Source organism: Lysinibacillus sp. G4S2 (assembly GCF_030348505.1).
GTDB lineage: Bacteria > Bacillota > Bacilli > Bacillales_A > Planococcaceae > Lysinibacillus.
Genome location: NZ_JAUCFJ010000002.1, coordinates 5,048,148 through 5,071,282 on the forward strand (window position 1 = coordinate 5,048,148; position 23,135 = coordinate 5,071,282).

Here is a 23,135-nt window from a genome sequence, read left to right on the forward strand (position 1 = left end):
TTAGCCTTCGTTCCTCTGCTTGCCCGCTCCATGGTCTCATCTGTGACACTGATCCCCAAGGAATCGCTCAATCTGCACTCCGAGCAACTTATATACATGACATACGTTTTAACAAATTGTTATCCTCAACCTTTAACAACTAGGTAAAAATTACCTTAAATTACTATTCGTTGATTATTATTTAATTTATTATAATTATATATTTTTACCATCCTGTTTTTAACAATTAATAATAACAATGTGTAGTTAATTAAAAAATTTTACTAAAAATAGATATATAGTTGCGTTTTTATATTTAAGAAACCGTAATTTTATGCTATCATCAGGTAGTCTATATTTTAGGATATACAAGAAATGGGGATTACGATGACAAAGAAGATGGAAAAAAAGTATATTCCTTTAGCAAATTATTTTGAAGTAGCTTTACAACAAGAAATTACTTTATCTTTTAGTGAACTAGAAAATATTATGGGACAAGCCTTACCAAATGCCGCTTACTTGAATAGAAGCTGGTGGAAGAAAACAAAACCCCCTCTCTCTCACTATTTGTCATGGACAAATGCAGGCTACTATGTCATTGATGTGAAGCTCGGCACAAGTGTAACTTTCTCTCGTACACAAATGAAGACTACAAGCAACATTTCTAATAATGACGATAACCAATCTGCCTACATAATTCGTGCAATTGAAGCATCCGACGCTAGATCATTTATTCATTTACAAGAAGAAATTTTCCAACAAACTGATTTCATGTATAACATACAAAACGAATTAGATCTTACAGTTCAACAGCTTCGTAAAGATTTAGTCTATTGGAAACAACTGAAAAACCGTACGATTTTACTTTGTATATTAAATGGGATTTTTGCTGGCTACGCCGTCGTCCATGGATATAAACACTCTAAAGCTAAACATGTTGCATCAATCCGCATAGCTGTTATGGAAAAGTATCAACGACAAGGTATTGGTTCAGCTCTTATGAAGGCAGTTGAAAGTTGGTCTAAACAGCGAGATATTTCACGCTTAGAGTTAACTGTTATGGAACATAATGACAGCGCTTTAAATTTGTTTAAAAAACTAGGGTTTCAACAAGAAGGTATTCGACAAAATGCTATTAAACTAAATGATGCCTTTATTAACGAATATAGCTTAAGTAAAATTTTATAAGCTTCTTTTTCAAGGATGTCTAAATATTATTTGGACATCTTTTTTATGTGTAGCCTTGTAAAATAAAAAACGCATAGATCAGTACATATCTACGCGTTGTAATATATTTAGAAAACTTGCTTTTCTCTTGCTGCATCTAAGAATAATAAATTATTTTCTAATAGCTCATACGATTGCTGATATTTCTCATATTGCGTCTTATCCTGACTGACCATTTCCTCAATTAGCGCATGTAAAAACGAAAACAAAACCGGAATAACGTCCAATGAAGATTGCTTCTTCATACCAAGTGTAAATAACGCACTTGCATATTCCCGAACAGACGATAACGCTGAACTAGTAATGGCAATAATTTTTGCCTTTTTCTTTTTTGCAATTTCTACAATCGTTTGAATATCGTTTGAATGCTTGTCCCATGAAAAAACGATTAACGTCGTATGCTCACCCATACTGTTAATTTGCTGTACAATATCATCTGATTCTGAGCGAAGCTGTTTCACATTTGGACGTAAAGTTTTCAGTGTGGACGATAACCAATTTGCAATGGACGCAGCTTGACGAGTACCTAAAATGTATACATTATCTGCCTCATGCATCCATTTTGAGCTTTTTCGAAGCATGTTATCGCTAATCAAATGAATCGTATCTTGAATGTTTTGAATATCACGTTGCATTATCTTACTAAAATTCGAAGCATTCCCCTTACTTGTAGAATATGTAGGTTGAAAACTCACCTCATCATTTTGCGTCATTAAGTAGCTTCTAATTTCATCTTGAAGCTCTACATAGCCCGATAAATCCATCGCATAACAAAAACGTATAACTGTCGATTCACTAACATTAGCTTGTCTACCAACTTCCGCTGCGCCGTTCCCAATTACAACTGAAGGATTATTCATAACAAATTGTGCAACTTTACGCTGCCCCTTCGACAGTCTAACAAACCTTCTTTTTATTTCTTCATTAATACTCATTTCTAACAACCTTTCTTTCAATAAAATTTCAAGAATGGAGATTGTTCCTTACTGACTGTAAATTCGATTAAAAATACAGTATCACGATTGCAATCTGAATACAATGACTTTTCAGAAAAATCTTTAACGCTTTAACTTGCTAATATGATGGTTCGTGGGAAATATCATTACAGCAATATTATTCATAGTATCTTTATCAACTTAATCTAAACAGTTTAATTTTGTATTGATTTGGATCATCACCATAACGTAGGGTTAATTACCGTTCCGACTGGGTGCTTTCCTCAGAGCGCCCGATGAGCCATTGATTTATAATTCTAACAGATTAATCAAAATATTTGTATAAAAATTAATAACAACTCATTTTTATGTATTTAAAAAGCAAAATAATTGCGCTTTAATTATTGTATCGGCACCAAAAACATATAAAAATGTCTTGGACTATTGTTAATCCAAGACATGATTCATTCTGCTATTCTAATTCGATTTGTTTCGTTTCTTTACCTAAGAACACTACCCCAACAACACCAATAATAATCGCTCCGCAGAAAATTGCAAAGATGAAGCCGATATCATAACCTGCTGTTAATAAAACTCCTACTAACAGAGGACCAAAAATACCACCAATACGCCCAGCAGCTGCTGCCATTCCTGCACCAGTACCACGAATAATTGCAGGATACTGCTCTGGTGTGTAGGCATAAAGTGCACCCCATGCCCCTAAGTTAAAGAACGATAACAACATTCCTGATGTTAATAGTACCGCCATTGTTTCAGCATTACCAAAAATGAAAGCACTTACAGCTGTACCAATTAAATAGGAAACGAGTACAAACTTCCGTCCAAACTTTTCTATAAACCATGCAGCTGTAAAATAACCTGGTAGCTGTGCAAGCGTCATAATGAGAACATATTTAAAGCTCGTAATCATATCGAAGCCTTTACCAACCATTACACTTGGTAGCCACAAAAACATACCGTAATACGAGAATACAACCGTAAACCATAACACCCATAACATCAGTGTTGAGCGTGCATATTTTTTCGACCAAACATCTCGCATGTTTTGCCCAATGCTTCGCTTTTTAGACTCTGCCTTCACTGTAAATTGTGAGGAGTCTGGTAAGTGCCAGCGAAGATAAATGGCATAGAATGCCGGAATTGCCGTTAGCACTAAAGCAACTCGCCATCCCCATGTAGGAATAACGAAATACGAGATTAGTGCAGCGATTAACCAACCAACCGCCCAGAAGCTTTCCAGTAAAACAACCACTCGCCCACGCTCTTTAGCTTCTACACTCTCTGAAACTAGCGTTGATGCGACTGGTAATTCTCCTCCTAGCCCCATGCCTACAAAAAAACGTAGTGCCATAAAAGCTGCTAAAGTAGTTGTAAATGCAGACAAGCCACTTGCAACAGAAAATAATACAAGCGTCCACATAAAAATTTGCTTACGTCCCACTTTATCAGCAAATACTCCGAAAACCAGCGCTCCTACAGCCATCCCAATTGAGTTAATGCTACCTATCCAGCCCGATTGACTTGGTGTTAATCCCCACTCAGCTGCTAATGCTGCAATAACGAATGATAATATTCCTACATCCATTGCATCGAAAAGCCAACCTACACCTGCTACTCCCAAAAGTTTATTGCGAGAAATTGATTGTTGAGACTTATTCGTTGCTACTGTATTTGTTGTCATCTTAATCACCTGTCTTTACACTTGACTTTACATCATTAAGTTTACTATACAGTTGTTTCAAGAAAGTGACAAGCAAAATTCAAATTACCGAATTGTTTCGACAATTTCCCAAATGCTATTGAAAACATAGGGCAATTTGCGTTAAAATGTCTTTTATACAAAAACAACTGTTCTTTCTATAAGAACAAAAGGAGATCGTAACGTTATGTGGAAAGGCCTTATTGAAGAATATAAACAATTTTTACCCGTAACAGAAAACACACCTGCTTTAACTTTAAACGAAGGCAATACGCCTCTTATACATTTAGTAAATTTATCTAAAAAACTTGGCATTGAGCTTTATGGAAAAATCGAAGGCGCAAATCCAACAGGTTCATTCAAAGACCGTGGTATGGTATTTGCCGTTGCAAAAGCAATTGAAGAAGGTAGCAAATGTGTTATTTGTGCTTCAACTGGTAACACATCAGCCGCTGCAGCAGCTTATGCAGCACGTGCTGGAATCCAATCTATAGTTGTTATCCCTAAAGGAAAAGTGGCACTTGGTAAGCTAGCCCAAGCGACAATGTATGGGGCAAAGATTATTGAGATTGACGGTAATTTCGATGATGCATTAAATATTGTTCGTCAAGTAAGCGAAACTACTCCGGTGGCACTTGTAAACTCTGTAAATCCATTCCGCATCGAGGGGCAAAAAACAGCATCTTTTGAAATAGTAGATGCTTTAGGGGCAGCTCCAGATTACCTTTGCATCCCTGTTGGTAACGCAGGTAACATTACTGCTTACTGGAAGGGCTTTAAAGAATATAACGAAGCAAAAGGCTCTGGTCTACCAAAGATGTTTGGCTTTGAAGCTGAAGGTGCAGCGGCAATTGTAAAAGGTGAACCAATCGCTAATCCTGAAACAGTGGCAACAGCCATTCGTATTGGTAATCCTGCAAGCTGGAAATTTGCTGAAGCAGCTCGTGATGAGTCTGGTGGAATTATTGATTCAGTTACAGACGAAGAAATTTTGGCTGCTTACAAATTAATTGCTGGTACTGAAGGGATTTTCGTTGAACCAGGCTCAGCTGCATCATTGGCAGGTGTTATTAAATCAGTTGAAAATGGCAAAATTGCGAAAGGCTCTAAAGTTGTTACAATCTTCACGGGTAATGGTTTGAAAGATCCTGATACTGCAATGAATGTCTCTACTGTAGATGTTGTCTCACTTAAAAACGATGAGGAAGAAATTCGAAAATATATCGAGGGCGTACTATGAGTGACATGTGGCAAATCTCAGTTCCTGGAAGCACAGCCAATCTAGGCCCTGGCTTTGATTCAATAGGACTTGGCTTGTCTCTTTACTTGAAACTAACTGTGTCTTTACAGGATAGATGGGAAATTATTCACCTTGATGATAATGGTCCTAAAGAGTTTGAGCTGGAAGAGCACTTACTATACGTGATTGCCAAAAAAATTGCTGATCAATACGGTAAGCAGCTACCTGCCTGCCGTGTCGAAATGGCAAGTGATCTTCCATTAGCTCGTGGTTTAGGGAGCAGCGCAGCGGTCATCGTTGCTGGAATTGAACTTGCTAACCAAGTCTGTGAGCTGAACTTAACTGTGCAGGATAAACTCAATTTATCCTCACAAATCGAAGGACACCCAGACAATGCAACTGCTTCCGTATTAGGAGGATTAACAATTTCTTCAATGGATGAGAATGGCATTGTGGATACATTCCATGTCAATGATATCGATGTTTCCTTTGTAGTATACGTGCCCGATGTCGAACTAAAAACAAGCGAATCTCGTTCTGTTTTACCAGAACAATTTGATCGAGCATATGCGGTGCATGCTTCTGCAAATGCTAATATGTTAGCCGCTTCATTAATGGCTCGTGATTTTGAACGTGCAGGGCACTATATGGAAAAAGACTTATTTCATGAGCCTTTCCGTGCCAAACTAATTCCACGATTTTCAGAAATTCATGAAGCTGCGAAGGCTAACGGTGCATTTGGAACAGCTTTAAGTGGTGCAGGGCCAACACTGATTTCCATTATCCCTACTGCTATTGCACATGATTTCGTAAATGCCATGAAAAATCAATTTCTAGAGCATCAAATTATCTTAACAAAAGCCGATGAATATGGTGTACAGGTGAAATTTGGACGTCTACTGTAAAGGTAGACGTTTCTTTTTGAAGGAGGAAGTAGCGTGAAACCAATTATATTCTGTGACTTTGATGGCACTATAACAGAAACTGATAATATCGTCTCACTTATGACTCAATTCGTACCAGAGGAATCTGAGAAAATTGCTAAGGCAATGATGGAACAAAAATTAACCTTTAAAGATGGCGTGTCAGCAATGTTCGAGCTATTATCAACTAAACAAAAGGATACTGTTATTAAATATTTATTGGATACGGCCATTATACGTGAGGGCTTTGACGATTTCGTTCGTTTTGCACAAGAGAAACATATTCCGTTTTACATTGTTAGTGGAGGTGTCGATTTTTTCATTGAGCCACTACTAAAAAAATACGGTCCATTTTCTGGTATATATTGCAATAGCGCTGATTTTTCAGAACAACAAATTAAACTCGTCTTTCCCAATAGCTGTGATGAAGAATGTGAGAAATTTGAGACACAGGGCTGTGGATGTTGCAAACCAAGCGTCATGCGAAAAGTAGCACAGCGTGATCATTTTAAAATCGTGATTGGAGATTCCCTTTCTGATTTTGAGGCTGCAAAACAGGCAGATTTAGTACTTGCTAGGGATCATCTTATTAAACGCTGTGAAGACCTTCACCTTCCATATAAGCGCTTTGAGACATTCTATGACTGCTTAGAGGCTGTAAAGGAGCTTATGGATGCAGAAAAGGCTGTAAAAATGTAAACATAACAAAGGGAGCCATTCTTCAATTAAGATGGCTCCCTTTCCACGTTCAAGATTCCTTATTCATTTTAAAATGTCTTTTGCGACGTTCATACCAAATGACACAGATTATGAACCAAGTATAACCCATACTCCATCCAGCCAATACATCTGAAGCAAAATGACGAGCTCCTGCAACTCGAGACAAACCAATAAGCACTGTTAATATAATTGCCCCAAGCCAAAGTAGCGTTTTTCTCCCCTTGCTATTATTCTCTGAAAATATATAAGCGATTGTAAATAAATACAAGATACCTGTCATAGAATGCCCTGATGGAAAGCTAAAGGATGTTAATTGATCTTCAATTTCAGGTCTTGGTCGCTGTACCCATTTTTTTAATAATTGGTTAAGAATATTTCCGCCTGCAAATGTTAACAAAACAAATAATATAGCTCGGTAATTTTTTACCTTCCATGCTAAATACACTACGAGAACGATAGCCACAGACACTACAAATGCCGGTTCTCCTATGTAATGGAAAAATTCGATAAAACGATTACCGAAAAAGAGATTTGCCATTTTTGTATCAAAATTATTGATAAACTCACTTTGATAAGTAACTCGTAACACAAAAAAGGTAATCAGCGTTACTATCGCCAAAGGATATGCCCATTTTTTCATTTCATACTTCACCTCAAAACTAAATCATGTCATGCTGTTTTATTTTTCACATCATAACATATTTAAGTAAGTTAGAGGTAAATTTGCTTTTTATCACGCAGTAACGTGCAGTATTTTATCTATACTGAAAGCGAACAATGCCCGATTGGTAAAGACTAATAATCAGCGGGGATGAAGAACCCTCACTGATTATTAGTCTTCACTCGATTTAACCTAACGTACTCCCTCTGTCCAGGGTAATGACAAATGTTTTTTTGTCAGGTTTATTAAAATAATTTGAAAGTACCAACGCAACGATAAATAAGATTGCAACGATAGATATGATCTTTCTAAACAAAATAAACACTTCCTCATCCCTTAATATCATGTTCAGTTTGAATTATTTTATTTTAATAATACAGGATCAAATAGCCAATCCATTGGTCCAAAGTTCGTATCCTTCTCGCCTTTTACCTCACGAGATATATTGTTTTTAATAACCAATTCTCTGAACCTTCTACTAAACAAAGTTTTTCTATATAAATATCTTCCATCATGGCTCCATTCTGCAGACAGGAATATATCACCTGTTACGTTTGTTAAATCTTCACGCTTATAACTATCAGGTCCATTGATAACCCCACTTAATCCGCAGCGACACGGAGGTTGCTCTGTCGCAAAATACAACTTAACTCTTTCAGTGCTACATTCTGGCAATACTTGTGTCGGTATAATTTGAAAAGCTTTTTGCTTCCCTTCTTCTGGTCCTTGATGAATAACCTCTAAAAGTTCATAGCCTCTAATATTCTCTTGTTTCATTAATGTCACTAATTCCTGTGAAGCTACCCAATATCCGCTCACATGAACTAGATGGCGATCTTTCATTTCTGTTGTATCTATCACTAATGGTGAAAGTTGCTCTTTCTCCATTAGTCCACAATGCTGGCAATAGGTGCTTATAGAAAATAAAGTTCCTTTATCATCTATAAACATATCAGGTGAGTTACCTGTTGAGTTTAATGTAAACAATGGTGCTTGCTCATATTCACTCTCTGAAAAATCAAAGTAAAAACGTTCTCCAATTGAAACAATCCCTAATTCGCGTTCCAATGATTTATATAACGCTGCTACATGCTCATATGTTACATCTTCATTTAATGTAAAAATAGGATTAAATGATGCCTTTAAATTTCTTTTTCTTATTTCAGTGGCACCAATACAAATCCCATAGCGGTTATACACTTTAATAACTTGATCTTGACTAGATTCATCTATAGAAAATAAATTTTCAAGTTCTACTTTCAAAATACACGCCTACCTTTATATAAAGTTTTATGGTGAAGTATGTTGACTAGCTAGTATCTTAAAAAATCTACAATCTCTACTTTATTCATAGATAGTCAGGCTGCTTATTTTAAACGAAATCTTTTATATATTATTACAGGTGTGTTGATTAACCATTTTTATACATTCGAAGAGGCTGATTTCCGCTACGGGCTACTCGCTTTCCTGCGGGCGAGCGCCGAGCCGCTTCCTCCGCTTCGCTCCGTACAGGGTCTCGTCTGTCTCGCTTTCCCGCAGGAGTCGAGTAGCCCTACGCTACAATCAGTTAAAATGGAAATATATCAGCAAAATAGTAACAAAAAAATCCATTTACCGCGCAATATTAAACCTATTTTTTCCTAATCAACACGCCTGATATTATTACTCACTATAACAAATCTACTTACCACGATTATATTAAGCGTACCAGTACTAACACCGATATTTCAACGGTGGGTTTACGCCAATTTTCTGGCGGTCTGCGACTCGATTTTTGGCGTGATTTGGCGGACATATAAAAACACCGCCAAAAATTGGCGGTGTTACACGGAAATTATAGGTATTTAGCATTATAATTAAAGATTAATTTACTAAGTTAATATATGGTATTTCAAAACTATCCAAACTATCCCTTTTTATTGAAAAAAATACCAATATCGATGAGTATAACATATAGATAAACTATAGTAAATTCATTCTTTCTGCAAGATTTACAGCATCGGTACGCGAATCTACATTCAACAAAGAAAACAACTGTGTTAAATATCTTTCTGTTGTTCGCTGAGGGATATTTAACTCTAAAGCAATGGCTTTGTTCGTATGTCCTTTAGCAATCAATCTTAAAATCTTCTTTTCTTTTTCATTTAAGTGGATATCAAGCTTAGCATCCTGCAATTTAAATCGATTATCGAGAAAATCCAAGAAATTTTGTGGTAAAACAATTTCACCATTTGCAATAGCCCTTACAGTCCTTAATATTTGTTCTTTGGATGCTGTTTTAGCTAAGATGCCTTCTATTTTTCGTTCCAAAATAAGTGGATAATAATCTGTAATATCGTCACCTGTATAAAGGATAATTGAAGCATTTGACTGGATAGCTTTTATGTTACGGGCTAAGTTAATACCATTTTCTAACGGCATATTTACATCAATTAAGTAGATATCATACGGCTTGTTTTTAATTCTCCGTATAACATGAGTTGCATCACTTTCTGTATCAACTATAATATCTTCATTTTCTTGAAATAAATTTTTCGTTCCCTCTAACACAATAGGGTGGTCATCCACTATAAGCATCGTAATCAAGTGTGTCACTTCCTTCTCTTACTGTTATTCGGATAAATATCCCTTCATTAACTTGCGAATCTATATAAAAATGCCCATTAAACGCCTTTACACGCTCTTGCATACCTCGAATCCCCATCGATTCTGTGACAATAATATTTTCAACATTACAGCCCACACCATCATCCTTGTAGATAATTTCAAATCCATCATTTGCTTCTTGGAGATGAATCTCAACTGTTGTTGCATAAGAATGTTTCAAAGCATTGTTAAGTAATTCCTGAAATAATCGATAGATCATTAAATTCATACGCTCATCCTCTAAGTAAAGACGATCTATCGAATAAATTAATTCAAAACTAGCTCTTTCTGTCACTTTTCGAATTAACTTCTCCAAAGCTGCATTTAACCCTAATGTATCTAATAATGGGGGCTTTAAATTTTCACAATAAGCTCTTAATTCATGTAAAGACGTAACCATCTGCTTATGAACCTTCACAAGCTTTTGTTGGATATCTGTTGGATCCTTCGCATTGACTAGAACATCAACCTCTCGAGCAATATGTAGCTGTTCTTGCAAATTTGTGTCATGTAATTCTTGAGCTAATTGATATTTCTCCTCTTCAAATCTTAACCATAATAGCTTATTTAACCATGGTAATTGACTATCATCAGCTTGCCTCATATGCTTTAGTTCATCTAACAGCTCTTCCACCATCTTTGTATTTTCAATAAAATTATTTACATACAATAAGAGCAATTCAAGCCATAGAAGCTCTTCATCTTTTAAATGAATCGAATTGTTATGAACTAATACTAAGGCTCTTTTGCAGCGAGCATCTTGATGGAGGAAGGCTAGGTAGACCTTGTCAATTTTCCGTATTTCTCCTAATTTCAAATCTTCCATTACCGTGGGATTAATCAGAAGCCTTCCCTCAACCGTTGAAGTAAATTGTTTTGTGTTAAAGTCATAAGTTAATACAAATACATGCTCTAGCTCAAGATGTAATGAAACCTCTTGTACAAACTTCTCTAGAAGCGCATTTAATGTAATCGTCTTACCAATTCTATCCACAGCAGTATATAGCTGATGTATATAATCCCCTTTTGTCGAAAATAAAATTTTTCGTTTTCGATAATCGACCCTCTCTTTTATGTAAAAAAGAACAACTAACGATGTAAAAGTAAAGAATGAAATACATGTTATTACGGATATAGTTAAATATTTCTGCGCAATCCAATACAAACCTACTGTAAACCACAAAGTAAATACCAGTGAAAAAATTACATAATAACGGAGTCTTGTAATATGGTATTCAATATCAAATAATCTTTCCGGTAGTTGTGTAAAAATAAAACTAAATGGAATTAATAATAAAAATAAAGCACTAATTTCAGCTGAAAGTATATACTTTTCAAATAGAATTTCAGGGAGTGTATATAAAAAAAGAAATGGCATAAACGGTATTAATATACTATTCAATAAAATTGTCAACTGCGGTGATCTATATTTGATAAAGCTTACCAATAAAACACTAAGGATAATGATAAGGAGAATGAAGAAAAGAACTAATACTACATCAGAAAGAAAATCATAAGAAGCAGGATAGAAAGTACTAATACAGCCCAGTAAAAAAGCTATTACGGGGAATAGATAAAAAAATTTGATATTGTTTATCAATACCCATTTTGTTTTTACAAATGAAAAATAATCTCTTAAAAAATGTAATAATACAGCTAAACATAACACCATACTACTTCGATTTACTATAATCCCAATTCCATTTAATCTACCAGATACCCCACTACTAACATAAGCCAATGAAACTGTTAGCATAAAAAGAATAAGTAAGTTAGTAAGATTTGTATTTTTTTGTTTAAAATGTAGAAAGATAGTAATAAATAAAGTTAATAAATAATAACAAGCTGGAATGATGAATATATAGTAAAATTGATGAGGGATATCTAAATGTTTGATATGTATATCTTTTATATCTCCATTTGGCTTCATAATTGTTATTTTATGAGCAGCTACTATTTTAGATTTATATTTCAGCTGATTTAGATCATCCATTGGCACATCATCTACTCTTAAAATCACGTCATCTGGTGAAATATTTTTCCATCCTGTCCAATCTTTATCGTAAGGTTGCGTTACTCCCCACTGGCCATCCTCTTTTTCTACCTTAATTTCTGATAAGGGCACGCTATAATTCACATAATTCAGATAAAGACCAATTACTAAATAGATCATTATAGCGGGCCAAAACAACTTACTACTCAATGATTTTATTTCCAAATTTCACTTTCTAAATCTATTACACCATTAAATGCATCTAAAATTGCTTTTTGCTCTACAGACGAAATTCCAATCAACGAGGCTTTTTGGTCTTTTACTAGTGCAACTAGGCTTGGGTTTTGTTCTAGGTACTGAATGACATGCATCATACAAATCTGTCCTCATTTCATTAGTTTTTTTAGGTAGTCTTTACCTAATTCGCTTATAGCCACATCTTCAAGTTTATTTAATGCTTTAAACTTATAGACATTTTTAACAGTAATTGCATATCGTATTGCACCACCATTTGTCAACATGTTTTCAGTAGCATTATTATCCAAAAAGTCAGCTTTGTCATTATTATAATAGTTTGTGACTGCATTTGAAACATCATTTTTCTGTGCTAAAAGATAAATTATAGGCAATGAGTATCTTTTGTTTAGCAAGTCATTTTTAGGTCCCCAAGTTTTTAAACTTTGAATATCGTTTTTAATTTGTTGGATAATCCCTATATATTTCCCATACTCCTCAACTTCATGAGATATTTCCCCTTTTGCAAGCACTTCCCCAATTAAGCAACTCATTGCTGTTAAAGAGCCAGATTTTTGGTCAATCATTTGTATATAGGATTGATCATCTCTACAAATATTGAGTAAATCTAGCTGCTGTCCGTTTATACTCCGTAACGCATAATCCTCTAATATTTGAACAGCAATGTTTTTGTGTTCAAAGGAGGTCTCACGTATAGTTCTAGAAGCCATTACTAGCATAGCTAAAGCAACATTAAATGATAATTCAGGTGTTGTACTCCAACTGTAATCTGAATCCTTATCCTGCAGGTCATCGATAATATCAAAGGACAAAATTAAAAGTTCAATAGCCGCGGCTACTTTATAAATGTCCTCGTCCAAACAATCTGTAAATGCTTCATAATGACAGTAACAAAGCTTGCCAAATGAATAACCTAAAACGCTTTTTTCTTCCTTAAAGCTTTTCAGCATTGATCGTAGTTCATGACCTATCAATGCTTCGTTTTCAATAAGAATGTCCAATGATTCATTAATTCGTTCGTCCAACCCCTTCAATAGTCCTCTCACCCCTTAAATATATTAATAGATATTATACATATTAATGGGAAATAATACTACGCTCCCGAAATAATATAGTAATATTTACCATACAGATACACTTACCGTCATTTATATAAACGCTAATACCGCCAAAAAGTGGCGGTATTTGTGGAAAGCACGCCATATTTTTGTGAAGAAATTGTAAATAACTGGCGGTATAACATTAATGACCGCCAGTTTTTTGGCGTAAACTCAGCATTGAAATGGCGTCATTACTGATGTTACGCTTAAATTGAACTAAGATAAATTAAAAAGTATTGTATATAACACAATCTTTGTCTTTCAAAGTTATAAATATGATGAGAGTACAAGATAAAGATTCTAATCTAATTAGAAGGAAATTCGCCAACACTGGGAGTGATTGAAATGACAAATGAAGTAAATGAAAACGTTTTAATACTTACAGCTACTTTTTCCTGTACAATTTGTGTCTCTGAAGATGAAATCACCATTAAAAAGCCTTCAAATGAACAGCAATGCATTGAACAAATAATTATTCATGCCGAGCAACAAGCGTATAAAGAAACGTTAGCAGAATATCAAAACAAGTCTACATTTTCGAATTTCATTTGCGATACCCCTGGATTTGAGGATACTTTTCAGCAAAAGCTGGACACTTTTATTGAACCCTATGGAATTTTAAGAGTGTCTGAAGAAAGTCTATCTATATTGTCTTTAGTAAGTCCATTTACCTCCGGATTGAACATACATGCACCTATAATCTATACGTCTCCAAGCTATAGTATTATAAATGCGAGAGGCAATTGCTTTTGCACTTCACCTGTTGTTGCTATAGACGAAACAGACGACTTACCTGTTTTTCAGAGTAACTCAGAATTAGAAAATGATATGTCTTCTTCAGGTAAATTCACTGCTGTGAAGGAAGCAAATTGGGTACCCAAACAATCGACTGCCAATTTTATTGGGGTTTCCATTAGTGAAAGTGACATTTCTTTTAATATTACTACGGCATTTAATCCGTGGAATCGAGCGTCCATTAAACATTAGGTTATAAATAATGGGGATGGCACAATTACAGATCTGACGTGCTATCCTTCACTTTTGTCCATTTCAGTATCAAAAAAGAGGTGCCTCAAATGAATTTTGAGACACCTCTAATTTTCAACCTTTTACATAATAAACTTCTTGACCGCTTTCGATAACGTAATCGGGTTTCGGTATACCTGCACTTGCTTTATGACCAGCAATATGCTCAGGGCTCTTCTCCCAATTTTCCCATGCCTCTTCTGATTCCCAACGAACCACAATTAGCACTTCCTCATCACCACGGCGTACTTTTTTTACAAGTACTTGCTTATCAATAAAACCTGGTTGTTGTTCAAGCAATGTTGGACCATCTTCCGTTGCTCCAAAGCGCTCAACAATCTTATCCGAATGCTCTTCCGTAACGACAATACGTTTAATTTGTACAAACATATTAGTTAAACGCCTTTAAAACGTCATCAATTTTTTGAGTTTCAGAAATTAAACCGCCACCAGATAAATACCAAACTTGTGAATCTAAATAGAAGATTTTATTGTTTTTCGCAGCATTAGTAGCCCCAACGATTTCATTTTCAATCGCAGCTTTCGTACCAGACTCACCTTTTGGATTTACAGCAGAGTCACGGTCAACAACAAATAAAATATCTGGGTTTGTCTCACGGACATATTCGAAGCTTACATCGTCGCCATGTGTTTCAGCTTTAATGTTTTCATCAGCAGCTTTTACACCAAAGACATCATGAATTACACCAAAACGTGAACCAGAACCATATGCAGATAATGAACCTTCAGATCCTAAAACGATTAAAGCTTTATCCTTAGATGAAGCTGTTTTAGCTTTAACTTCTTCTACTTTTGCTTCGTATGCAGCAAATGCATCAGCAGCTTCTTTTTCTTTACCAAAAATTTTACCAGCTAATTCCGTGTTAGCTTTGAATGATTCCATGAAATTAGCGTTATCTACACCAACGTATACAGTAGGCGCAATTTTAGATAATTCTTCATAAGCAGGTGCTTGACGACCAGAAATGAAAATAATATCTGGTTTCATAGAAGATAATGCTTCAAAATCAGGCTCTTTTAAAGCACCAACATTGACATAAGTTGTATCAGTATATTTGCTTAAATAGTTTGGAACATTTTTTTGAGGAAGACCTGCAACTTTAACGCCTAAAGCATCTAAAGTATCAAGGAAACCAAAGTCAAATACTACTACGTTTTCTGGTTTTTTCTTAAGAGTTACTTCTTTAAATGTATCTTCACCATTAGTGCTACCTGGAATTGTGATTGGGTAAGCTGAAGCTTCTTCCTTTTGCTCTTCAGCAGGCTTACTATCAGTTTTAGAACTTGTATCCTCTTTTTTTGCATCGTCCTTTGAGCCGCAAGCAGCTAATACTAATAGCATCATTGCCATTAATACAGTAAGTAATTTCCAATTTTTCATTGTATAATTGCTCCTTTATAATTATTATTTATAGTTCAGATGGATATAATCATCCATTATCACTTCTATGAGTTAAAATACACACAAATACGACAACCATTCTGTTCTTGAACAGGGATATCCATATCATAGATTTCCTTAAGCGCATCAGAGTTAATAATGTCATTTGTTGGACCATCTTTGACAATACGTCCATTTTTTAATGCGACAATATGATCAGAGTATACGGAAGCAAAGTTAATATCGTGTAATACGATGACAACCGTTTTCCCTAGCTCATCAACCAGCTTACGCAAAATTTTCATGATCTGCACAGAGTGCTTCATGTCCAAATTGTTGAGTGGCTCATCAAGCAAAATATAGTCTGTGTCCTGTGCAATAACCATTGCAATAAATGCGCGTTGACGTTGACCGCCTGATAATTCATCCAAATAATTGTGCTGAAGATCATCTAAATTCATATATTGAAGTGCCTCATCTACCTTTTGCTCATCCTCTGGCTTTAAATGCCCTTTTGAATAAGGAAAACGACCAAATGAAACAAGTTCACGAATTGTTAGGCGTACATTCATATAGTTTGACTGTTTTAAAATCGATACACGCTTCGCAAAATCATCCGATTTCCAACGACGTACATCCGATTTATCGAGTAATACTTCTCCAGTGTCTGCATTAAGTAAACGGCTTACCATTGAAAGCAATGTTGATTTACCTGCGCCATTCGGTCCAATAAAAGACGTAATTTTCCCTGGTGCAACGTCGACACTGACATTTTGAATGACCGGTTTTTTTCCAAAATACTTGGATATTTCTTTTACTTGGATCATCCTGCTGACCTACTTTCCTTCAATAATAAGTAGATGAAGTACACGCCACCTACGAAGTTTATAATAACGCTTAGTGTTGTATCGAAGTTAAAAACACGTTCGACCATCCACTGTCCACCGACTAAAGCAACAACACTCATCACACAAGAACCTGTGATTAACACAGAGTGCTTGTACGTCTTAAAAAATTGATATGATAGATTTGCCACAATTAAGCCAAAGAACGTAATAGGCCCAACAAGAGCTGTAGAAACGGCGATTAACACCGACGATACTATGAGCATACGCTGTACAAGCTTATCATATGGTACCCCTAGGTTAATGGCTGTATCACGACCAAGAGACATTACGTCTAATTGGTTCATGTGACGCCAACCATAAATGAAGGTAATGATGATAACAACAGCCGCAAGCCACACTAAATCCGAATTCACATTGTTGAAGCTTGCAAACATTTTACTTTGTAAGCTTAAAAATTCATTCGGGTCTATTAACACTTGGAGGAACGTTGATACGCTTCCTAAAAATGTTCCGACAATCATACCGACCAGCAGCAAGAAATAAATCGGTCGTTTTCCTCCCTTGAACAATACAAGATAAAAAATTAACGCAAAGACAATCATAGCTAAAACAGCTAGTAAGAAATTGTATTTGGCATTAATGACGAATATCGACATAGAGCCAAAGAAGTAATAGGTGAACGTTTGAACCAACATATATAATGCATCAAGTCCCATTACACTTGGCGTTAAAATATGGTTATGTGTAATCGTTTGGAAGACCACTGTTGAATAAGCAATCGCAATCCCCGTTAACGACATCGCAACCACTTTAATAAGGCGACGAGGGAACGCATAATGGTAGTTACCATTAAGTTCATAAAATACATACAGTAAAATAGAAGCTACAGCTAGCCCTAGTAATATCAACATTTTTGTACGGTTACGCATAAGCTTTCCCCCTAAACAACATAATTAGGAAGATCGCACTTCCGATGACGCCGACCGTCATACTAATCGGAATTTCATAAGGGAAAATCAGCACACGCCCTATAATGTCACATATTAATAAGAACAACATACCGAGTAATGCTGTATGAGGCAATGTCTTAGCGAGATTATCCCCTCTGAACAAGGAAACTATATTTGGAATGATTAAACCAAGAAATGGAATTACACCAACAGTAAGCACCACTGTCGTTGTAATAAGTGCTACTAACACTAAACCTAAATTCACAACGAATTTATAGGAGAGTCCAAGGTTCTTTGCAAAATCCTCCCCCATTCCAGCCACTGTGAAGCGATTCGCATAAATGTAAGCTATAATCAGCACGGGTACGCTTATGTATAAAAGCTCGTAACGACCTTTCATCATTAATGAGAAATTCCCCTGTAACCATGCAGAAATGTTTTGGATAATATCCGCTTTATACGCAAAGAACGTTGTAATCGACGAAAGGATATTCCCAAACATTAAGCCAATAAGCGGTATAAAGATCGCGTCTTTAAACTTTATTCGATTTAATATTTGCATAAACAATAGTGTGCTGGCAAAAGCAAATATGAAGGCGAAGGAAATTTTTTGAAAATACGTGACGTTTGTGAAAAACATCATCGAAATTAGCACACCCAACTCAGTAGCATCTAGAGTACCTGCTGTCGTTGGTGACACGAACTTATTCCTACTTAAGCTTTGCATAATTAAACCAGCAATACTCATACCTGCACCTGCTAACAAAATTGCTACAAGTCTCGGTATACGACTAATCAAGAATAGTCTAGTTTCTTCTGATTCGAAGTCTAAAAGGTCACTAGGTTTAATATCTACTACACCGATAAATAGTGACACAATTGACAACACTACAGTTGCTATTAAAAGATATCTTATTTTCATTGTAATCCCCGGTAGATTCATTTTTGCTCGTAACTGATCCTCAAGTCCTCTAATGAAAATGATTATCATTACTTACGATTCTCATTATAAGCATCTTTCCATTCTCAGTCAACCTACAATTGAGAATTATTCTCGTTTTATATAAAATCACAATCCAATAAAGGTATATCCGGGATTTCTATCATTTTCGGAGCTGAATATTTCTACATTTTTTATTCAAATAAAAAGGTAATTGAGAATAAAATACTAATTCCTTCTCAATTACCTTATCAATTATGCCATTTGTCGAACCCCTCTTAGCCATGCAACAACAATAAAAACTACTAATATAAAACCAACATACCCCATGACAGCATATAACTTTGCTACAAGCGTCGTAAAGCCGGCAAGACTTGCTAAAAAGCCCAAACCACCGATAAAGACGGCAGCTACCTTAAAACTAGGCTTACTTGGTTTTAAAAATCTTACCATAAATGAATAGAACATCCCCACCGCTGTATTATAAATCATCCCTAATAGAGAAATTGACATTAGTAGACCGACTAGAGGATGAATCTCATTTGCTAAGACTAACATCGGTATATCTATACCAACGATTACATTCATTTTTGCAAGAAGGGAAAGGTTAATAAGCAGAATTAAAGCTCCTAGCAAAATTCCACCAATAACGCCTCCCATCCCCGCCACCTTTTCATTGCGAATAGATCCACACATAACAGTTAAAAGCGAAAAACATACACCGATATTAAAAGACATATACAATAATGCCGTAACCCACCAACTTTTAGAGCTTACCTGTGCTTGCCGCGCTATAACAGCTTGTTCTACAAAAGTTAAATCCATCGTAGCCAATGAATAGACCGCAATTATCGATACAATTGTTAGCAAATACGGTGTGGCAATAGCAATAATATTGATAATGCTTTTCACATTCATCATAACTGTCGCTATAGTAAGTACAATCATACAAATACTCCCCAGCCAAACTGGCAGTCCAAACATTTGTTGAAACGTAGCACCCGCTCCTGCAAACATAATTACTGCTACACCGAATAAGAAGAGCGACAGTAAACAATCCATCACAAAGCCTACAGTATTACCTGAAATTTGATAAATCAAATCCTTATGTGATGTCGTACGCAGCCTTGAGCTAATTTGTGCAATACACATTCCTACTAAAGCAAATCCAATTGTAGCAATTAGTGCGCCATAAATTCCATGAAAGCCATAGCTCGTAAAATATAGTACGATTTCCTGTCCTGATGCAAATCCCGCACCGACGATAATTCCTACATAGGCACCACCGATTTGCAAACTTTTTTTCAATCACTTCTCTCCTCGTTTATCCCGTATTCAACTACTATCCAGAGGGGTTGTGGTCCCCCCCTCTGGATAGTAGTTTCATTTTATTGATAAACCTTCTTGTTGAATGTTAACTTATCAATAACCTGCATATTAGGTGTATATCCAATTCCAATCGTTTGTGGTACATGAATATAACCATCCTCTACAAACACTTCAGGTGAAATGATATCCTCATACCAATAATGACTAGATCCTGCAGTATCCCCAGGTAGAATAAAATTAGCTAGTGATGTTAATGCAATATTGTGCGCTCGTCCGATTCCCGCCTCTAACATACCACCACACCAAACAGGAATATTATTTTCTTTACATAAATCATGAATTCTCTTAGCTTCCGTTAAACCGCCAACACGTCCTATTTTGATATTGATTACACCACAACTACCAAGCTCTATCGCTTTTCGAGCATCTTCGTAGGAGGTGATGCTTTCATCTAAGCAAATAGGCGTTTTTAACTTTCGCTGAAGCTTAGCATGGTCGACAATATCATCTACAGCTAACGGCTGCTCAATCATTAATAAATTAAAAGCATCAAGTTGCTGCAATACATTCATATCGTTCAATGTATAAGCGGAATTTGCATCTACCATTAATGGCAAATCTGGCATCTCAGCTCGAATAGCACGAATAACTTCCACATCGTGACCAGGCTTAATTTTCACTTTGACTCGTTTATAACCTTTATTTACATGACCTTTTAATAACTCAATTAATGCTTCTGTAGAAGATTGAATACCTACACTAACGCCTACCTCTATTCGCTCCTTATCTCCGCCTAACGCTTGTGCAAGTGATTGTTCTGTTTGTTGAGCATAGATATCCCACATAGCCCCTTCAATAGAAGCCTTCGCCATGCAATTACGACGAATAGAGGAAAATAACGTACTGACTTCATCTGGATGCCCAATCTCTTTATGTAACAAGATGGGTATCAAAAAGTCTTCAAGCATATGCCATGTTGTTTTTAATGTCTCCTCCGTATACCAAGGCGCTACAAAGGCAACAGCTTCTCCCCATCCTACAGTTCCTGATTGATCTATCGCTTCTATAAGTAAAAACTCTTTTTCATCGATTGTTCCGAAACTCGTTGAAAATGGCGCTTTCATAGGCATTTTTATATGTCTCACTGTAATCTGTTCTAGTTTCACAAAATTTCACTCCTTATCCTTATTATAAAGCTAGTAAGGAGCGTCTGACTAACAGATAGCTATGCACATATTCATTGTGCTTTTTCATCCGAACAATCGCATAATTTTGTTCAAATAATGTCGTTAAAATAGTACGAACTTTATAACGCCAGTCCCCTGCAAGCTTAGGGCTCTCTACTTTCATCTTTTGTAAAAGTTGAGGGATAGGTAATAAATAGGCGTCCTTATAAAATGATTGATCTCGTTGAAATTCACCTTCAATATCGAGCACAGGTAAGCCGTCCACCGTCAAAGACCAAGGCACAATTTCTTCAGCTTCTTCTTCCAATTCATCCAAGGAATCCTCCACTTGATTACGTTCAATCCACCACTCTACCACAATACGATCTGAAGGTAGCCCCTCGTTAAAATCATCCTGAAGCGGGCCATAATAATCATTTTCATATTGATAACTAAAAGCATTTAGCTTCAAAAATGATAAATTAGCCATACGTGCTTCTAGCGGATCAAATAACCAACGCACAAGCTGAAACCCGTGTTCTCTTGCATATTCCTGCTGGGCATGCTTTAATAATTCAGCTACACCTTGTTCACGATATGTTTTCTCCACACCAATCATGTGTGAGTGCAAATACATCATCCCTTCACGACAACCAACAAAACAATAATTAAAGCCAATCAGCTTTTCACCCAAATATGCTCCAAGCACTAGTCCACCATTTTGTACAGCTGCTAACAATTGATGCAATGGAATAGCCTGACTCCCCCAAATTTTCACGTTCAAGATTTGTACCTCTGCAATCTCTGTAGGTGTCATTATTTTTTGAATACGCACTCTTTCTAACATTATGCTGATTCCTCCTTTGTATTCCCTGACCCCAATGCTAACAATACCGCTCTTGTAAGGATTTCAACTCCCGTTACTAGCCTTGCCTGCTTAAATTTCATCTTTGGATGATGTAGTCCTGGTGTTAACCCACAACCTAAACCTAACATTGTAGATTTTAAATGCGGTCGTTGAACAGCATAATGATGAAAATCTTCTCCTCCCGGTGTACGCACTGGCTTTCGTAGTTTCGACAGTCCCACCGCTTGGACAATTGCCTGTTCCATAATATATTGAGCAGTTGGGTCTACCTCAGCTGCCACTACATTTGCTACAGTACGTAATTCAATCTGCACCTTATGCAAAAGCTTAGAGGAGTCAATTACTCGCTTTACTCCTTGTGCAAGTGCACCCATTACATCATTTTGCTGAGCTCGTATATCAATGGTGAACGATGCATTCCCAGGAATTATATTGCCAGATTCCCCTCCTGCTTGGAATTTTGTCATCTTAATAGATACAGGAACCATTGGATCTGTATGAATCGTTCTTAAATCTTCGATAATAGTTGCCCCTACCTCAATGGCATTCACACCGAGATGCGGTCTTGCAGCATGGGCATCTTCTCCAATAATTTCTCCTTCAAGCATCCGAGAGGCCCCGTGGTACAATGCAGCACAATATGTACCGTCTTCAAGCTCATGCACAGGTCTTACATGGACACCAAATAAAAAGTCTAAATCATCAATGATTCCTTCTTTTAAAACAGATAAAGCACCTGTTCCTTTTTCTTCAGCCGGTTGAAAAATGACACGAATTGTACCGTTGAATGATTGACCAAGCTCTTTCAAAAGTAATAGAGCACCGATTGCCATCGTCATATGTCCGTCATGCCCACAGGAGTGATTCGCACGAAACTCACCATCTACCTCTTGCCATAATGCGTCCATGTCCGTACGCAAACCAACTTTAGGATCACCATTTCCCACATCAACATAAAGCCCTGGAATGTTTTTAAAGCGGATTGGCGAAAAACCTTCACGTGTTAGTAAATCAAAAATATAATTTGTTGTTTCTACCTCATGCCAGCTTATTTCTGGATTCGCATGTAAATACGTGAAAATCTCCATTAATCTTGGCCTCAAACGATTTAAAGCTTCCTTCATAGCGAACAACCCCTCTATTTTTCATACTATTGAGATTATTATAACGAAAATAAAATCTTTTCTACAAACTTATACCCACATTC

23 protein-coding genes are annotated in these 23,135 nt (G+C 36.2%); 5 read left to right on the forward strand and 18 right to left on the reverse strand.

Annotation, left to right across the window (positions count from 1 at the left end; all coding sequences use genetic code 11):
• Positions 1-354: 354 nt before the first annotated feature.
• A complete protein-coding gene (locus QUF91_RS25695; protein WP_289419789.1) occupies positions 355-1,167 on the forward strand; it encodes a GNAT family N-acetyltransferase in 813 nt (270 codons plus the stop codon).
• Between the two features lie 107 nt (positions 1,168-1,274).
• On the opposite strand, the gene QUF91_RS25700 is transcribed toward QUF91_RS25695, so the two are convergent.
• Both QUF91_RS25700 and QUF91_RS25705 read right to left on the reverse strand, forming a co-directional pair.
• On the reverse strand, positions 1,275-2,141 hold the full coding sequence (locus QUF91_RS25700; RefSeq protein WP_289419790.1) for a MurR/RpiR family transcriptional regulator: 867 nt from the start codon (positions 2,139-2,141) through the stop codon (positions 1,275-1,277).
• Positions 2,142-2,613: 472 nt separating this feature from the next.
• Positions 2,614-3,843, reverse strand: coding sequence for an MFS transporter (locus QUF91_RS25705; protein ID WP_289419791.1), 1,230 nt, complete (start codon positions 3,841-3,843; stop codon positions 2,614-2,616).
• Between the two features lie 205 nt (positions 3,844-4,048).
• On the opposite strand from QUF91_RS25705, the gene thrC reads away from it, so the two are divergent.
• From thrC to QUF91_RS25720, 3 genes are read left to right on the forward strand one after another with little or no spacing between them, the layout of a single operon-like run.
• A complete protein-coding gene (gene thrC, locus QUF91_RS25710; RefSeq protein WP_285398828.1) occupies positions 4,049-5,101 on the forward strand; it encodes a threonine synthase in 1,053 nt (350 codons plus the stop codon).
• The gene (gene thrB, locus QUF91_RS25715) at positions 5,098-6,006 is read left to right on the forward strand and encodes a homoserine kinase (protein ID WP_285398830.1); all 909 of its coding nucleotides are present in this window, start codon (positions 5,098-5,100) and stop codon (positions 6,004-6,006) included. Before thrC ends, thrB begins: the two co-directional genes overlap by 4 nt.
• Before the next feature lie 33 nt (positions 6,007-6,039).
• The gene (locus QUF91_RS25720; protein WP_285398832.1) at positions 6,040-6,723 is read left to right on the forward strand and encodes a 2-hydroxy-3-keto-5-methylthiopentenyl-1-phosphate phosphatase; all 684 of its coding nucleotides are present in this window, start codon (positions 6,040-6,042) and stop codon (positions 6,721-6,723) included.
• A 49-nt stretch (positions 6,724-6,772) separates the two neighbouring features.
• On the opposite strand, the gene QUF91_RS25725 is transcribed toward QUF91_RS25720, so the two are convergent.
• The 7 genes from QUF91_RS25725 to QUF91_RS25755 all read right to left on the reverse strand — a co-directional run bounded on the left by QUF91_RS25725 (position 6,773) and on the right by QUF91_RS25755 (position 13,333).
• A complete protein-coding gene (locus tag QUF91_RS25725) occupies positions 6,773-7,384 on the reverse strand; it encodes a phosphatase PAP2 family protein (RefSeq protein ID WP_285398833.1) in 612 nt (203 codons plus the stop codon).
• A 208-nt stretch (positions 7,385-7,592) separates the two neighbouring features.
• Positions 7,593-7,721 (reverse strand): hypothetical protein, encoded by a 129-nt coding sequence (locus tag QUF91_RS25730; protein WP_285398837.1) that lies wholly within the window; start codon positions 7,719-7,721, stop codon positions 7,593-7,595.
• 47 nt (positions 7,722-7,768) lie between these two features.
• Positions 7,769-8,668, reverse strand: coding sequence for a hypothetical protein (locus tag QUF91_RS25735; protein WP_285398834.1), 900 nt, complete (start codon positions 8,666-8,668; stop codon positions 7,769-7,771).
• A 699-nt stretch (positions 8,669-9,367) separates the two neighbouring features.
• Positions 9,368-9,982 (reverse strand): response regulator, encoded by a 615-nt coding sequence (locus tag QUF91_RS25740; RefSeq protein WP_285397315.1) that lies wholly within the window; start codon positions 9,980-9,982, stop codon positions 9,368-9,370.
• Positions 9,966-12,224 (reverse strand): sensor histidine kinase, encoded by a 2,259-nt coding sequence (locus QUF91_RS25745; protein WP_289420127.1) that lies wholly within the window; start codon positions 12,222-12,224, stop codon positions 9,966-9,968. The genes QUF91_RS25740 and QUF91_RS25745 overlap by 17 nt, the downstream gene beginning before the upstream one ends.
• A 35-nt stretch (positions 12,225-12,259) precedes the next feature.
• A complete protein-coding gene (gene comX / locus QUF91_RS25750; RefSeq protein WP_289419792.1) occupies positions 12,260-12,418 on the reverse strand; it encodes a competence pheromone ComX in 159 nt (52 codons plus the stop codon).
• 12 nt (positions 12,419-12,430) lie between these two features.
• Positions 12,431-13,333, reverse strand: coding sequence for a polyprenyl synthetase family protein (locus tag QUF91_RS25755; RefSeq protein ID WP_289419793.1), 903 nt, complete (start codon positions 13,331-13,333; stop codon positions 12,431-12,433).
• Positions 13,334-13,744: 411 nt separating this feature from the next.
• On the opposite strand from QUF91_RS25755, the gene QUF91_RS25760 reads away from it, so the two are divergent.
• A complete protein-coding gene (locus tag QUF91_RS25760) occupies positions 13,745-14,386 on the forward strand; it encodes a hypothetical protein (RefSeq protein ID WP_285397311.1) in 642 nt (213 codons plus the stop codon).
• A 114-nt stretch (positions 14,387-14,500) separates the two neighbouring features.
• Here QUF91_RS25760 and QUF91_RS25765 read toward each other — a convergent pair whose 3' ends face one another.
• The 9 genes from QUF91_RS25765 to QUF91_RS25805 all read right to left on the reverse strand — a co-directional run bounded on the left by QUF91_RS25765 (position 14,501) and on the right by QUF91_RS25805 (position 23,052).
• On the reverse strand, positions 14,501-14,815 hold the full coding sequence (locus tag QUF91_RS25765) for an antibiotic biosynthesis monooxygenase family protein (RefSeq protein WP_289419794.1): 315 nt from the start codon (positions 14,813-14,815) through the stop codon (positions 14,501-14,503).
• Between the two features lies 1 nt (position 14,816).
• On the reverse strand, positions 14,817-15,827 hold the full coding sequence (locus QUF91_RS25770) for a siderophore ABC transporter substrate-binding protein (RefSeq protein ID WP_289419795.1): 1,011 nt from the start codon (positions 15,825-15,827) through the stop codon (positions 14,817-14,819).
• A gap of 65 nt (positions 15,828-15,892) precedes the next feature.
• The gene (locus QUF91_RS25775; protein WP_285395039.1) at positions 15,893-16,654 is read right to left on the reverse strand and encodes an iron ABC transporter ATP-binding protein; all 762 of its coding nucleotides are present in this window, start codon (positions 16,652-16,654) and stop codon (positions 15,893-15,895) included.
• A complete protein-coding gene (locus QUF91_RS25780) occupies positions 16,651-17,604 on the reverse strand; it encodes an iron chelate uptake ABC transporter family permease subunit (protein ID WP_289419796.1) in 954 nt (317 codons plus the stop codon). Before QUF91_RS25780 ends, QUF91_RS25775 begins: the two co-directional genes overlap by 4 nt.
• The gene (locus tag QUF91_RS25785) at positions 17,597-18,547 is read right to left on the reverse strand and encodes an ABC transporter permease (RefSeq protein ID WP_285395049.1); all 951 of its coding nucleotides are present in this window, start codon (positions 18,545-18,547) and stop codon (positions 17,597-17,599) included. Before QUF91_RS25785 ends, QUF91_RS25780 begins: the two co-directional genes overlap by 8 nt.
• A 273-nt stretch (positions 18,548-18,820) precedes the next feature.
• The gene (locus QUF91_RS25790; protein WP_285395042.1) at positions 18,821-19,873 is read right to left on the reverse strand and encodes a YkvI family membrane protein; all 1,053 of its coding nucleotides are present in this window, start codon (positions 19,871-19,873) and stop codon (positions 18,821-18,823) included.
• An 80-nt stretch (positions 19,874-19,953) separates the two neighbouring features.
• Positions 19,954-21,060: an o-succinylbenzoate synthase gene (menC, locus tag QUF91_RS25795; protein WP_285395044.1), complete on the reverse strand. Its 1,107-nt coding sequence runs from the start codon at positions 21,058-21,060 to the stop codon at positions 19,954-19,956.
• 22 nt (positions 21,061-21,082) lie between these two features.
• Positions 21,083-21,907: a GNAT family N-acetyltransferase gene (locus tag QUF91_RS25800; protein ID WP_285395046.1), complete on the reverse strand. Its 825-nt coding sequence runs from the start codon at positions 21,905-21,907 to the stop codon at positions 21,083-21,085.
• Complete coding sequence (locus tag QUF91_RS25805) at positions 21,907-23,052, reverse strand: M20 peptidase aminoacylase family protein (protein WP_289419797.1); 1,146 nt, start codon at positions 23,050-23,052, stop codon at positions 21,907-21,909. Before QUF91_RS25805 ends, QUF91_RS25800 begins: the two co-directional genes overlap by 1 nt.
• Positions 23,053-23,135: the final 83 nt, after the last annotated feature.